The following is a 13292-nucleotide window of genomic DNA, read 5'->3' as shown; positions in this document are numbered from 1 at the left end:
ACATCCATTTAACCCTGTTCTTTCGAGGTGAGTATGCATTTTTTATGGCGTTCGGAATCCCATTTCAACCTGGCCAACCTGTTTACGATGGCCAACATCACGTGTGGGTTGCTCGCTACCTATTTCGTGACCCAGCATCAATTCGTGTATGCGGTCATTCTGGCCTGGATGGGGGGAGCCTTTGATATTTTCGACGGAAAAATCGCCCGCAAATACGCCCTCTCCAACGAATTCGGCGTCCAGCTCGATTCGTTCGCCGATTTCCTGAGCTTCGTGCTGGTACCGACGTTCTTCATCTTCGAAGGGGTCTATGCGCAGCTTAGCGGTTTTCCCCTCGTTCTCGCCTCGATCGCTTCGATCTACTACGTCATCAGCGGCCTTCGCCGTCTGATCCAGTTCAACATCAACACCGATGCGGGAGAAGTCAGCAAATATTTCACGGGGGTTCCGACCCCGCTGGGGGCGATACTGCTGTGGCTCGTATGGCTGGGTTCGGGCTTCATCGGCTGGATGGGGGTGCTCGCGCTGATGCTTCTCATCGGCGCGCTGCTCAATTCAAAAGTGAAAATTCCCCACTTATAAAAGAGGTTCTTCTTCCTCGTTGCCCGCCAAAGAGGCGGGAAGTGCTTTTTTGGGTTTTAGCCCGAGTTTGCGCATCCCTTCGGCACGGCGGATCAGGTTCCCTTTGCCGGTGCTGAGTTTGTTCATCGCCGCATCGTAGCTTTTCTGCGTCCGGCCGATCTGTTCCCCGATTTTTTCCATATCTTCCACAAACGCCACCAGCTTTTCGTAGAGCGCCTCGGCAGACGCGGCGATCTCGCGTGCGTTGCGTTCTTGATATTCGCTCCGCCAGATGTACTCGATCGTTCTAAGCGTTACGAGCAGGGTGGAGGGGGAGACGACGACGATGTTCTGCTCATAGGCGGTTTTGAAAAACGTGTTGTCGTTTTCGAGCGCCAGGAGAAACGCCCCCTCGATCGGCATGAAGAGCAACACGAAATCAAGAGTCCGCACCCCTTCTAGCTGCTCGTAGCGTTTGGAACTCAGCCCTTTGATATGGCTGTGGATCGACAGCAGATGCTGCTTGAGGGCATGCGCACGTTCCTCGTCGTTTTCGGCCCGGACAAAGGCGTCATACGCGACCAGCGAGACTTTCGAGTCGATGATGATGTCCTTGTTCTGCGGCAGGTGGACGATGACGTCGGGGCGGTATTTTTTCCCCTCTTCGTCGCTGAGGGTGCTTTGGAGCTCGTATTCGTGCCCCTCGCGCAACCCCGATTCTTCCAAAATCCGCTCGAGTACGATCTCTCCCCAGTTCCCCTGGGTTTTGTTCTCCCCTTTAAGGGCCTGGGTGAGGTTGATCGCATCCTCGCTGAGCCGCTCGCTCATCGATTTTAGGCGGACGATCTCGTCTTTGAGGCTCTGGCGTTCCTTGGCGTCGTGAATAAACTGCTCTTTGCTCTGGGCTGCAAACTGGGCGATCTGTTCACGGAACGGTTTGAGGAGCAGGTCCAGCCCTTTGGCGTGCGCTTCGTCGAACGTCTTGGCCTTCTGCTCGAAAATCTGCGCCGCCAGTTGCTCGAACTGCACTTTCATCTGCGCCTTGGCTTCATCGAGGAGGCGGATTTTCTCTTCGAAACTGCGGGTGTTCTCTTCGCTGCGGGTATGCAGCACCGCGTAGTCGCGTTCCAAAATCCGGTATTCGTTCAGGAGCTGTTCGCTTTTCGTCTGGAATTCGATACGCTGCGCACGCTCCTGGGCGGCGATGGACTGGAGCTGTTCGGCCTGCGCATGCAGAATGTTCAAATCGGCTTTGGTTCTAAGGTATTGCCATCCGAGAGCGGCGGCGGCACTGAGGCTGATAAATATGGCTGTTTCGTAGATCATGACGCCATTATAGCCCACACTCCCTAAGAGGCGAAAAAGATGGCAGGGTGTAAGATGCCGTTATGAAAATTTCACCCAACGCCCCCTGCCCCTGCCACAGCGGCAAAAAATACAAACAATGCTGCCAACCCTATCATAAAGGGGTCCTCCCCGCAAGCGCGCTTTTGTTGATGCGCTCGCGCTATTGCGCCTACGCACTCGGACTCGCGGGTTATATTATGAAAACAACCCATCCGGACAATCCCGATTACACGGCCGATAGCGGGGAGTGGAAACAAGGCATTTTAGAGTTTTGCCGCAGCACCGTGTTCACGGGGCTGAAAATCATAGAATTTATCGACGGCGAAAATGAAGCGTTCGTGACGTTCGAAGCACGGCTGGGCGAGTATACGATGAAAGAAAAAAGCCGTTTTCTCAAAGAAAACGGCCGATGGCTCTACGAAAGCGGGGATTTTAGCTGAACGGATCGGCGTTGATGACGAGACGGAACCCGATGTCGTTGGAGACGAAATCAGGACGCGAATAGCCCCGGAACGAGCTGCGCAGGCACAGGTAACCCGTCTTGAAGCTCCCGCCGCGGCGTACCTTGAACGATTCCCCCTCGATTCCCTCGGCCCCGACGAGCCGCGCTCGTCCGTCGGAGGGGGCATTGTTGTAGTTGGCGAAAAAATCGTCCTCGCACCATTCCCAGACGTTTCCGATCAAATCGTAAATTCCCAGGCGATTGGGCTGTTTGGAACCGATCACCGCGGTGCGGAGGTTCGCCGTGTATTCGTACACCGCGTATTCGTCGAGCATCGCTTCGGAATCGCCGAACGTAAAACGGGTATTCCCCCCCGCTTTGGCGACGTATTCCCACTGCGCTTCGGTGGGGAGTGCGTAAAAATGGGCTTTCCCTTCGTAGCGGTTGAGCAGCTCGACGTAGGCTTTGGCGTCGAACCAGCTCACCTGCTCGACCGGATGGCGACGGGAACTCTCCTCTTCGACCTTGTCGTTTTTGAAATACGAAGGGTTGATACGGGTGAGCTTGAAATACTGCTCCTGCGTCACGGGGTATTTCGAGACCCAAAATCCTCCTACCCGGACCGAGTGGGGCGGCGACTCGACGTCTCCCCCCTCTTCGTACTGGGGGTTTCGTCCCATCGTAAATTCCCCGCCGTCGACATAGAGAAACTCCATTCCCAGCGAATTCGTAAACTCTTTGAGGGTCTCGGCCACGGGGGTCTGTACGGGGGAAGGTTCCGGTTTTTTCTTGAAAATATCGAACAAATTAGCCCTTTTGCGACTTCATTACCGTCGAGCGGTTTTCAAACTGCTAGCAAAAACCGTTCACATCCCGCCGATTCAGATACAATTTTGTCATGAAAACATTTATTCTATCGATTCTGTTCGCGACGCTCCTCCCCGCCGCCCCCATAGAAGGGTACGCGACGGTGGGGATGGTCTCGCACCATTTCGGCACCGACGAATCGGGCGATGCCTACAACGGCCACCACGACGCCTACGGCGCCGAACTTGTCTATGACCGCCGTTACACGCTGGCGTATCTGCATTTCGTCAATTCGCGGGACAAAAACACCGACATCGTAGCCGCGGGATACCGCTATGAGATGTATAAGGGATTCGGCATTTACGGGGTGGTGGGGTACCAGAAAGGGTACTGTTTCGACGGTCTTAAATCGGTCGAATGTAAAGAGGGGCGTGACAACGACGGGATCGCCTTCATGCCGATGCTCTATTACCGGCACGACTACTTCACCCTCGATTTCATCACCCAGGGGACGATGATCGCCCTCAAACTCAACCTAAAACTCTTCTAACACCCCATCATGGTGATGCAGTCTTCCCCCTGGGGAACAAGGCACAAAAACCGGTACGCTTCGTCGCCGATCGTCTCGTAGCTGTGGGCGACGTTGGTGGGAATGTAGAGGATGTCTCCGGCTTTGGCCTCAAAGCTCTCGTCGCCGACGCGCACTTTCGCACGGCCTGAGAGGACGAACTGTTCGTGTTCGACCGTATTGGTGTGGTGCGGCATGTGTCCTCCCGCTTCAATCGTAAAGCAACGCATCGCGAAATTGGGAACGTCCTGCAGCGAGAGGAGCATCTGCATGCTGACCCCCTGTCCCGCCTTCTGCGCGGCCGAGGGAACCGAAGCGAGTTCTCGGTGAATCATGGTGTTTCTCCTTTTTTAGGGTGCATTATCCCATAATTCCCGCTTTCTTGACAACCCTTCGGGCGATAGATTATAATGTCACAGCACAATTGCACAAGCAAAAACTCCGTATCTTACACATACCACATCTTCTTCCAAGGCATTCACCGCATGAGCGATACCACTGCGAAAACCCCCAAAAACAACTCGAAAAACCGTACGCACATTCCCGTCGAAGGGTTCACGATCGAAGCGCTTCGAACGAAAAAACTCGAAGACCTCCTCGAAATCGCCAACACGCTGGGGATCGAAGACCCCAACGAACTCAAACGTCAGGATCTGATCTTCGAGATCCTCAAAACACAGGTTCAGCAGGGGGGGTTCATCCTCTTTACGGGAATCCTTGAAATCATGCAAGACGGGTACGGATTTTTGCGTGCGGTGGACCAGAGCTTCAGCGACTCGCTCCACGACGCCTACGTCTCGAGCACGCAGATCCGCCGTTTCGCGCTGCGTAACGGGGACATCGTCACGGGCCAGGTACGCGCTCCCAAAGACCAGGAGCGCTACTACGCCCTGCTCAAAGTCGAAGCGATCAACTACCTCCCCCCCGAAGAATCCAAAAAACGTCCCCTGTTCGAAAACCTCACCCCGCTCTACGCCCTCGAGCAGATCAAGCTCGAATACCAGCCGACCAAACTGACCGGCCGTATGATGGATTTGTTCGCCCCGATCGGTAAAGGGCAGCGCGGGCTCATCGTCGCTCCTCCCCGTTCGGGTAAAACGGAGCTGATGAAAGAGATCGCCCACGGGATCACCAACAACCACCCCGAAATCGAACTCATGGTTCTGCTCGTCGACGAACGCCCCGAAGAGGTAACCGACATGGAGCGCTCCGTCAAAGGGGAAGTCTACAGTTCAACCTTCGACGAACCGGCTAAAAACCACGTCAAAGTCGCCGAGATGGTAATCGAGCGGGCCAAACGCCGCGTCGAGCTGGGCAAAGACGTCGTCATCCTGCTCGACTCCATCACCCGTCTCGCACGCGCCTACAACACCGTCACCCCAAGCTCGGGTAAAGTCCTCTCGGGCGGGGTCGACGCCAACGCCCTGCACAAGCCAAAGCGTTTCTTCGGTGCGGCGCGTAACATCGAGAACGGCGGAAGCCTCACGATCATCGCCACCGCCCTCGTCGAAACGGGAAGCCGGATGGACGAGGTTATTTTCGAGGAGTTCAAAGGGACCGGAAACTCCGAAATCGTCCTCAGTCGCAAAATTTCCGACCGCCGTATCTTCCCGGCGATCGACATCCTCAAATCGGGAACCCGCAAAGAAGAGCTCCTCATCGGCCCCGAAATCCTCCAGAAGGTTTTCGTCCTTCGCTCGATGCTGCATAAACAAGAAGACGAAGTCGAAGCGCTCCGTTTCCTCTACAATACGATGCTCAAATCCAAGTCGAATGTCGAATTCCTCGAGAGCATGAACGCCGATAGCAAATAACCGACGATGACGATCGGTGTCTTTGATTCGGGACTGGGGGGACTGACGATTGTCGCCGCGATGCTCCGCCGCATCCACGGTGTTCGGATCGTCTACGTCGCCGATACGGCCAATGCCCCCTACGGGGAAAAAACCCCCGATCAAATCCGTGATTTCTCCATCCGCGTCACCGAATACCTGATTTCCCACCACCGTATCGACGCCCTTGTCGTCGCCTGCAACACCGCGACCTCCGCCGCCATCGAAGAGCTGCGCAAACGCTACGGAAATCTCATCATCGTCGGAACCGAGCCGGGGCTCAAACCCGCCATTTCGCATTCGCTCACCAAAAACGTCGGCGTCCTGGCTACCCCGGCAACGCTGGGAGGGGAGAAATACAAATCCCTCGTCGGGATGCTGAGCCAGCATTACCGCGTACGGGTGTTCGAGCAACCCTGCCCTGGACTCGTGCAGCAGATCGAATCAGGTGAAACCGATACCCCGAAAACCCATGCGATGCTCGAGGGATGGCTCGCCCCGATGCGGGCGGCGGACGTCGACACGATCGTTCTGGGGTGCACCCACTACCCCCTTGTCAAAGAGGCGATCGAACGGGTCATGGGACGCCCGATCGTTTTTATCGACAGCGCCGAGGGGGTGACAAACCGCCTGCTGCACCTGATGGAGCTGCGAGGACACGCGAACGGGGGGGAAACTTCTCTGGCACTTTATGCGACCGGAGCCATCGAGCCTGCGATGGTCGAAACGATCCTGGGCAAAAGTTTTAGCGTAACCGTGCTAAACTCACTCGATTAAACAAAAAGAGGTTGCATGAGCACATCCGAAGTACTGGCACTCAAATACCGTCCCAGACGTTTCGAGGAACTGATCGGTCAGGAGAGCATCTCCCAGACCCTCTCTCTCGCCCTCGATTCGGGGCGACTCTCCCATGCCTACCTCTTTTCGGGTCTGCGCGGATCGGGTAAAACCTCGACGGCGCGGATTTTCGCCAAATCGCTGATCTGCGAGAACGGTCCCACCTCCGCCCCCTGCGACGTCTGCAGCCACTGCGTCATGGCCAACGAGGGGCGCCACATCGACATCATCGAGATGGATGCCGCTTCCAGCCGTAAAATCGACGATATCCGCGACCTGATCGAACATACTAAATACCGTCCTGCCAGCGCCAACGTCAAGATTTTCATCATCGACGAGGTCCACATGCTGACCAAGGAGGCGCACAACGCACTGCTCAAGACCCTCGAAGAGCCCCCATCCTACGTCAAATTCATCCTCGCCACCACCGATCCGCTCAAACTCCCCCCGACGATTCTGAGCCGTACGCAGCATTTCCGCTTCAAACGGATCAGCCATCCCAACATTGTCCACCACCTGACCCATATCCTGAACAAAGAGGGGATCGAGTTCCAGGCCGAAGCGCTCGACATCCTCGCCCGCAGCGGGTCTGGGAGTCTGCGCGACACCCTCACCCTGCTCGATCAGGCGATCATCTACTCCAAGGGGTTCGTCGACGTCAAGACCGTTGCCGACATGCTGGGGCTGCTCGATCCCGAATACATCGGATCGCTCTTTGAGGCCGTGTTTGCCAAAGACCGAGCGCGCCTCACCGAAATGCTCAAAGAGCTCGAAGCCTACGAGGCCGAAATGGTGGTCGACGAGCTCATCGCCTATCTCAAAGAGCGCCTCTACGAAGGCGACCACCGCTTCAGCCCTCTCGTGATCGAGCGCTTTTTCCGTATCCTCAGCGATGCCAAAACCCTCTTCGCGATCAACGCCGACGGCGGATTCGTGGTGAGCCTGGTACTCTTCAAGATGATCGAAGCGCTCAAGATCAAAGAGATCGACGAGATGATCGAATCGCTCGAATCGCGCACGCCTCACCATCACGTCGCCGTATCCGCCGCGCCCCGGCAAGCCGATCCCGAAGAAGCTGCGCCGAGCGTCAGCGTCGAGACCGTCGTCCCCGCCAAAAGCCCCTTCGAACTGCTGTGCGAAAAAATCCGCGACCGCAGCCTCGAGCTGGGTGAGTGCTTCGAGAAAAACGTCGCGTACGTCGCGTACGGCGACGGGGTCCTCACGTGGGAAAGCTGCGCGGAGGGAGCCGACAAAGAGCTTCTCAAAAACAGTTTCGGCATTATCCGCCAGTTCGTCCGCGAGATCTACGGCATCGAAACGCAGATCCGTTCCGAAGCGTGCAGTAAAGCTCCGTCCGCCGAACAGCCCGAAACGGCACCCGAAAATGCATCCCCGGCGAACGGGAATCCGGGTATAGATGAAAACGCCTCGATGATCGAAGAGGCCGAAGTGGGAGTGGGAAGCTGCGTCGCGTCGTGCGACGAGACAAGTACGAAGGAATTCGACGGCGGCGACCTGCTCAAAGAGCCGATGATCCAGAAAGCGGCCGAGCTCTTCGAAGCGGTAAAAATCACCGTCCAGTCAAAAGTCTAATCTTAGTTGTTCGTACCGCGGATAACGCGTTTGACGTCACTCACGCCGTCGCTGACGCCGTCGTTGAACTCTTTGACCGTACAGCCGCCGAATACCGCCGCCGCAATCAGTCCCGTAATAAACCAGCGAATCATACATTCTCCTAAAATCGTTGAAAATCAAAGCGCCATTATAACGTTTTTGCGGTTCACCCTCCGTTGACATCCTTCTCCCTTTCAGCCCGCTCACGCTACAATTCCGCCATGAAAACGCAGATCCTTTTTGATAACGACGGCGTCCTCGTCGATACCGAACACTGGTACTACACCGCCAGCGCCGAGGTGCTCGCCTCACACGGGTTTATCCTCACCCCCCAGCGTTACCGTGACATCATGATTGCGGGCGAAAGCGCCTTTCTGATCGCCGAAGAAGAGGGAGTCCCCCTGAGCGTCACCGACCTCTGGCGCGCCGAACGCAACGAACTTTACCAGCACTACCTTCGCACCGAAGAGATCGCGATTCCGGGGGTGCGCGAGGTACTCGCAGAGCTCTCGCAGAAGTACCGGATGGGGATCGTCACCTCCGCCCTGCGATGCGATTTCGAGCTGATCCACGCACGCAGAGGCCTCGTCGATTACATGGAATTCGTCCTGTGCAGCGGCGAATACCCCCGTGCCAAACCCTACCCCGATCCCTATCTGCTGGGGCTGGAACGTCTGGGCGGTGAAAAAAGCGAAACGGTCGTCGTGGAAGATTCCGAACGGGGGCTGCGCGCCGCCGTAGCGGCGGGGATCGAGTGCGTCGTCGTCCACAACCGCTTTACCGAAAACCACGATTTCAGCGCCGCAACCCACCGCATCGGAAAGCTCGACGAACTGATCGCACTGCTGTAATGGGTAAAAAAGAAAAATTCCGCTATACTGTCTGTATTGAAAGATGATTTAGAGTCTCATCTTTGGCTGCTTTTTATTGACTTCTATCAGTACGACCCGCCTGTAGACCGCTCCATTTTATTATTTCGACCACCCGGCATCCGCCGGGTGTATTTACACAACAAAGGCTGCAACATGGCAGAACTGCTCAACGGAACCGTCAAATGGTTCAACGGCGAAAAAGGTTTTGGATTCATCCAACAAGACAACGGCGATAAAGACATCTTCGTCCACTTCCGTCAGGTAAACCGCACAGGCTACGGCCGTGTTTCTCTCGACGAAGGTCAAAAAGTGACCTACACCGTCGGTCAGGGTGACAAAGGTCCCCAAGCCGAAAACGTCACGGCGCTCTAAGCCTCTCAGGCGGCCTGCGCCGCCTGCGTTTTATTAAGGTTCCAAGGGGAGCTTTAACAAACCGACACAAGGGGACAACATGGAAAGCAGAGACGCCGTACTCGACGCACTCAAAAAAGGCAAACGCCTCACCAGCGTCATCACGGGAATGCAGTACACCCTCATCGCCGGAAAGCTCCACTCGCGCCACGGCGACAAAACCGACTGGCGCGAAAGCGGGCTGCAATTCGACAATCCCCCCTCATGGCTCAACCTGCGGGAATAACCTCATGGACGGCAAAGAGCGCAAAAACATCCAAAGCGGCAAACGGGTCGCCATCGTCCTCAAACAAGATCAGCCAACCGGGAAACTCACCGAGGGGATCGTCCGCGACATCCTCACCAACTCCCCCACCCATCCCCACGGTATCAAAGTGCGGCTAATGAGCGGAGAAGTGGGACGGGTCAAAGAGGTGTTTTGATGCTTTGTCGTTTTCTTTATTTAGATAAAAAAGGAATAATTTCGTGTATGTTACAACTCAGGAGAGTTGTAACAAAAATAATTTATTTAGCTGCCTGTACCATCTCACCTGAATCAAGCCACGGTGTACCTTGAACTTTTGGATAACCCTCAACTAATGTCACTTCAGCATTAGTTTGTTTTCGTATCTCTCTTACAATATCCAAAAACGTTTTTTCCGTCCACTCTTCTGGCGTTCCTACCATTGCATTGACACCAGAACGAACTGCCTGCATCAAACCGCCTTCTTGCTTTGCAAACGTTGCATAAACATCGAGATGATATCCTTCTTTATACGGAAACAAGCAGGCTGTTATGCGTAAATTACTACTTCCTGGAATATCTCTTACTGCCTGAGCATTCCATGATGATCCTTGACATGTAGCCATTTTGCCCCCTAAAGCACCACTTGCATTCATTAAAGCCCCCAATTGTGATCCTTCAAATGGATTGCTCAATTTAAATCGGCCAGGATGATCCGGCAATGTAGCAGAATCTGGGATAGGACGGGCTTCGCTTGCATCGTTTACATTTTTTCCCAAACCAACACTTGCTGCCTCCGCTACGACATCACGGTCGGCTTTTGTTTTAATATCAAAAATACGGTAATACTCAACATTTTTTTGTTTTTCTACTAACGCATTATTTACATAACCAATGCCACCACATCCACTCATCATAAGTCCAGCCAAAGCTGTCCCCACAACAAAAACTGTTTTTTTCATTTTCCACCTTTTTTGTAGTCGATATTATTGATGATACAGTTCTTTACTTTTTTCATTAAAAGCTAAAAACTGTATTTATACGTCAACTTATTTTAATTTTTCACTCCTTTTTAGTTACTTAATAAAGCGTGTTTTCCCTTCCCATACTCTTCAACCGTTTCATGAACACATACAAAAACCTAGAAAAACTCAAAGCAAAGTAAAATCATCTTGACAAATCATGATATTATCATTATAGTATCTATATGGAATCGTTAAAATTTGAGTGGGACTCTGCAAAAGCGTCGTCAAATCTAACCAAACACGGTGTATCGTTTGAAGAAGCCAAAACAGTATTTGATGATGATTTTGCCCGTTTGATTCCCGATCCCGATCATTCGGAGCATGAAGAACGATTTATCCTGTTGGGTATGAGTTACACGCTCAAAATACTAACGGTAGTGCATTGTTACAGAGACACTGATGGAACGATTCGGATCATATCGGCCCGTCGATCCACCAAAAACGAAGAACGCCAATACAAGGAGCTGTTACCATGAGAAAAGAATACGATTTTTCACAATCCGTCAAAAATCCCTATGCCAAAGCGGCCAAAAAACAGATTTCGCTCAATATCGAAGTCGATACCATCGAGTATTTCAAACAACTCGCCGCAAAGACGGGATTGCCGTATCAAACGCTGATTAATTCGTATCTCACCGACTGTGCGATGCGGCACGTCGAACCGCAGGTTAAATGGTCGAGCTGATCCGCTCGACATTCACCGCTTTGCCCTTACTATTCCCCTTCACATATTCCACTATCATCCCGTGAAACCGCACAAACGCTTCATGGAGCTTTTCCTCATCGATCGCGGCGCGGATCCCCGCTTCGCACCACTCCTGCAACTCGTCATAACTCTCGAACTCGTAGCCGTAGGATCGCAAAAGCCGTGCCGTGTAGCTGTCGACGACCATGACGGGGCGCTTGAGAGCGTAGCAGAGGATCGAGTCCGCCGTCTCGGGGCCGATCCCTTTTTGACGGAGCAGCCATTCGCGATCGACGTTTTGCGCGAAGTTCCCGAAATCTCCGAAATCATCCAGCAGGTTTCGGGAGAGGCGGATCAGGTTGGCGGCTTTGGCTTTGAACAGCCCGTTGGGGCGGATCAGCTCCATCAAACTCTCCGGGGGAGTTTTGCTGAGGGGTTCGGGAGAAAGGAGCGAAGCGGCGCGCAGGTTTTCGAGCGACGTCTCCACGCGGTTCCAGCTCGTATTTTGGGTGAGGATCGCGCCGACGACCACCTCGAACGTCCCGTAAGCGGGCCACCACATGCTCGGGGAATTCTCGAGGAGGTTCAGCTTTTCAAGGGTATCGTAGAGTTCAAACGAGTCGCTCAGTTCCACCGCGGCGCCGCCTATTCCTCGATCCACGCGTCGGTGCGGAACACGCGGCCGTCGTCGAAGATTTTGAGTTTGAAGGCATCGGTGCATTTCCCCCCTTCGAGGGTCATGATCGCGATCTGGAAAATCTTGCGGCATTTTTCGGGGACTTCGAACCGTCCCGAAACGCCGAGGAGGAATTTTTCGACCGGAACTTTCGCGTCCATGCCGATAACGTTGTCACGGCATCCGGTGAGGCCGATGTCGGTGAGGTAGGCCGTGCCGCGTGAAATCTGCAGATCGTCGCTCCCCACATGGGTGTGGGTGCCGATAATCCCGCTCACCTCGCCTTGCAGAAGCATCAGCATCGCCCGCTTCTCGCTGGTCGCCTCGGCATGGAAATCGACGAAGATATGCTCTACCCCGTCATTTTTGAGTTGCGCCACCGTATCGCGGGCACACCGGAAAGCGTTGTCGACATAGGGCATCCCGTAGTGGCCCATGATGTTCAAAACGGCCAGTCTTTTTCCCCCCACCTCAAAAACGCGGCACCCGCTTCCCGGAACCCCTTCGGGATAATTGTGGGGGCGCAATAGCGGCAGGGAGGCCAGGAGCGGCTCGACCTCTTTTTTGTCCCACGTATGGTTTCCGCCGCTCATGCAGTCGATCCCCGTATCCAGAAGCTCGTGGGCGTTTTTGACGGTGACGCCGAACCCGTGGGAGGCATTCTCGTAATTGGCGATGACAAAGTCTATCCCGTATTCGCGGCGCAGGCGAGGAAGGTGTTCTTTGATCATGGTGCGGCCGGGGCGGCCGACGATGTCTCCGATAAACGCGATTTTCACTCTTTGATCTCCTTTAATTCTTCACGCAACCCTTTTTTCCCCTCGCGGAAACTTTCGCTGTCGCCGTATTCGAAAAAGCGCTGATAGCGCGAGTGCATCGATCGCAGCCGCGCGGCATGGCGTATCGGGCACCAGTACTGTTCGGTTCGCCCAGCGATTTCGGCTACGTAGGCGATCAGACCGTTGAAATAGCTGCAATACAGGCAGTTGAGTTTTTCGATCGGGTTCAGATACCCTAGGCGATGCCGGTCGATGATGATGTAATCGCTCCGGCGCACCCTCTCGATCCGGTAGATCGGAAAACAGATCCTCTGGTAGAGGGTAACGAACAGATCGAGGATCAGCGCCGGCAAAAGGACCGACCAGATCACCGGGGCGCTGAGCAGATGGAGTATCGGCGTCGTCGCCAGGTACACAAACAGGTTCTGGCGGTCGCGGCGATATTTGGCGAGCACCTCTTCGCGCTTTTTGGTGATTTCGCACCGGAAATCTTCGTATTCGCGGTGGAGTTCACTCTCCAGCTCGGCTTCGAGGGTTTTGATCCGGGCGATCAGCTCTTCGATCTTTGGATGTTCCATCACCGAGCCTTTGTATGCAAAATTTTAAAACTATA

The 13292-nt window shown here is 54.3% G+C and carries 20 protein-coding genes; 12 read left to right on the top strand and 8 right to left on the bottom strand.

The window, feature by feature from the left end; translation table 11 throughout:
- Positions 1-33: 33 nt before the first annotated feature.
- Positions 34-582, top strand: coding sequence for a phosphatidylcholine/phosphatidylserine synthase (locus E0765_RS10485; protein ID WP_132813173.1), 549 nt, complete (start codon positions 34-36; stop codon positions 580-582).
- Here E0765_RS10485 and rmuC read toward each other — a convergent pair.
- Positions 577-1887, bottom strand: a complete 1311-nt coding sequence (gene rmuC, locus E0765_RS10480; RefSeq protein ID WP_132813172.1) for a DNA recombination protein RmuC — start codon at positions 1885-1887, stop codon at positions 577-579. The genes E0765_RS10485 and rmuC overlap by 6 nt on opposite strands.
- 62 nt (positions 1888-1949) lie before the next feature.
- Here rmuC and E0765_RS10475 point away from each other — a divergent pair, with 62 nt between their 5' ends.
- Positions 1950-2348: a YchJ family protein gene (locus E0765_RS10475; protein WP_132813171.1), complete on the top strand. Its 399-nt coding sequence runs from the start codon at positions 1950-1952 to the stop codon at positions 2346-2348.
- On the opposite strand, the gene E0765_RS10470 is transcribed toward E0765_RS10475, so the two are convergent.
- A complete protein-coding gene (locus E0765_RS10470; protein ID WP_132813170.1) occupies positions 2341-3156 on the bottom strand; it encodes a formylglycine-generating enzyme family protein in 816 nt (271 codons plus the stop codon). The two genes, E0765_RS10475 and E0765_RS10470, sit on opposite strands and share 8 nt — an antisense overlap.
- A 92-nt stretch (positions 3157-3248) precedes the next feature.
- Here E0765_RS10470 and E0765_RS10465 point away from each other — a divergent pair, with 92 nt between their 5' ends.
- A complete protein-coding gene (locus tag E0765_RS10465; RefSeq protein WP_132813169.1) occupies positions 3249-3707 on the top strand; it encodes a hypothetical protein in 459 nt (152 codons plus the stop codon).
- Here E0765_RS10465 and E0765_RS10460 read toward each other — a convergent pair.
- On the bottom strand, positions 3704-4060 hold the full coding sequence (locus tag E0765_RS10460) for a cupin domain-containing protein (RefSeq protein WP_132813168.1): 357 nt from the start codon (positions 4058-4060) through the stop codon (positions 3704-3706). The two genes, E0765_RS10465 and E0765_RS10460, sit on opposite strands and share 4 nt — an antisense overlap.
- Before the next feature lie 150 nt (positions 4061-4210).
- Between E0765_RS10460 and rho the strand changes: the two genes are divergently transcribed.
- Genes rho through E0765_RS10445 form a run of 3 tightly spaced genes read left to right on the top strand, consistent with a single transcriptional unit; the run spans position 4211 to position 7987 of the window.
- Positions 4211-5539: a transcription termination factor Rho gene (gene rho / locus E0765_RS10455; protein ID WP_132813167.1), complete on the top strand. Its 1329-nt coding sequence runs from the start codon at positions 4211-4213 to the stop codon at positions 5537-5539.
- 6 nt (positions 5540-5545) lie between these two features.
- The gene (murI, locus tag E0765_RS10450) at positions 5546-6334 is read left to right on the top strand and encodes a glutamate racemase (RefSeq protein ID WP_132813166.1); all 789 of its coding nucleotides are present in this window, start codon (positions 5546-5548) and stop codon (positions 6332-6334) included.
- Positions 6335-6349: 15 nt separating this feature from the next.
- Positions 6350-7987, top strand: a complete 1638-nt coding sequence (locus E0765_RS10445; protein WP_132813165.1) for a DNA polymerase III subunit gamma/tau — start codon at positions 6350-6352, stop codon at positions 7985-7987.
- Between the two features lie 2 nt (positions 7988-7989).
- On the opposite strand, the gene E0765_RS12760 is transcribed toward E0765_RS10445, so the two are convergent.
- Complete coding sequence (locus E0765_RS12760; RefSeq protein ID WP_255417899.1) at positions 7990-8121, bottom strand: hypothetical protein; 132 nt, start codon at positions 8119-8121, stop codon at positions 7990-7992.
- Between the two features lie 108 nt (positions 8122-8229).
- On the opposite strand from E0765_RS12760, the gene E0765_RS10440 reads away from it, so the two are divergent.
- The 4 genes from E0765_RS10440 (at position 8230) to E0765_RS10425 (ending at position 9713) form a co-directional block, all read left to right on the top strand.
- Positions 8230-8859 carry an HAD family phosphatase gene (locus E0765_RS10440; RefSeq protein WP_132813164.1) on the top strand — a complete coding sequence of 210 codons (630 nt, stop codon included), beginning with the start codon at positions 8230-8232 and terminating at the stop codon, positions 8857-8859.
- 174 nt (positions 8860-9033) lie between these two features.
- Positions 9034-9252, top strand: a complete 219-nt coding sequence (locus E0765_RS10435) for a cold-shock protein (protein WP_132813163.1) — start codon at positions 9034-9036, stop codon at positions 9250-9252.
- Positions 9253-9331: 79 nt separating this feature from the next.
- Entirely contained in the window at positions 9332-9517 is a 186-nt protein-coding gene (locus E0765_RS10430) for a hypothetical protein (RefSeq protein WP_132813162.1), read from the top strand.
- 4 nt (positions 9518-9521) lie between these two features.
- On the top strand, positions 9522-9713 hold the full coding sequence (locus E0765_RS10425) for a YwbE family protein (protein ID WP_132813161.1): 192 nt from the start codon (positions 9522-9524) through the stop codon (positions 9711-9713).
- Positions 9714-9795: 82 nt separating this feature from the next.
- Here E0765_RS10425 and E0765_RS10420 read toward each other — a convergent pair whose 3' ends face one another.
- On the bottom strand, positions 9796-10476 hold the full coding sequence (locus tag E0765_RS10420) for a hypothetical protein (protein WP_132813160.1): 681 nt from the start codon (positions 10474-10476) through the stop codon (positions 9796-9798).
- 245 nt (positions 10477-10721) lie between these two features.
- Between E0765_RS10420 and E0765_RS10415 the strand changes: the two genes are divergently transcribed.
- Positions 10722-11015 (top strand): BrnT family toxin, encoded by a 294-nt coding sequence (locus E0765_RS10415; protein ID WP_132813159.1) that lies wholly within the window; start codon positions 10722-10724, stop codon positions 11013-11015.
- Positions 11012-11224, top strand: coding sequence for a BrnA antitoxin family protein (locus E0765_RS10410; protein ID WP_132813158.1), 213 nt, complete (start codon positions 11012-11014; stop codon positions 11222-11224). The genes E0765_RS10415 and E0765_RS10410 overlap by 4 nt, the downstream gene beginning before the upstream one ends.
- Here E0765_RS10410 and E0765_RS10405 read toward each other — a convergent pair.
- The 3 genes from E0765_RS10405 to E0765_RS10395 are packed head-to-tail and all read right to left on the bottom strand — an operon-like array spanning position 11208 to position 13257.
- Positions 11208-11858, bottom strand: coding sequence for a 3-methyladenine DNA glycosylase (locus E0765_RS10405; protein WP_132813157.1), 651 nt, complete (start codon positions 11856-11858; stop codon positions 11208-11210). The genes E0765_RS10410 and E0765_RS10405 overlap by 17 nt on opposite strands.
- 11 nt (positions 11859-11869) lie before the next feature.
- Positions 11870-12679, bottom strand: coding sequence for a TIGR00282 family metallophosphoesterase (locus E0765_RS10400; RefSeq protein WP_132813156.1), 810 nt, complete (start codon positions 12677-12679; stop codon positions 11870-11872).
- Positions 12676-13257 (bottom strand): hypothetical protein, encoded by a 582-nt coding sequence (locus tag E0765_RS10395; RefSeq protein WP_132813155.1) that lies wholly within the window; start codon positions 13255-13257, stop codon positions 12676-12678. The genes E0765_RS10400 and E0765_RS10395 overlap by 4 nt, the downstream gene beginning before the upstream one ends.
- Positions 13258-13292: the final 35 nt, after the last annotated feature.

This window comes from Sulfuricurvum sp. IAE1, assembly GCF_004347735.1.
Taxonomy (GTDB): domain Bacteria; phylum Campylobacterota; class Campylobacteria; order Campylobacterales; family Sulfurimonadaceae; genus Sulfuricurvum.
Note: the sequence above shows the minus strand (reverse complement) of the source record. Positions and strands in the feature narration are given on the sequence as shown.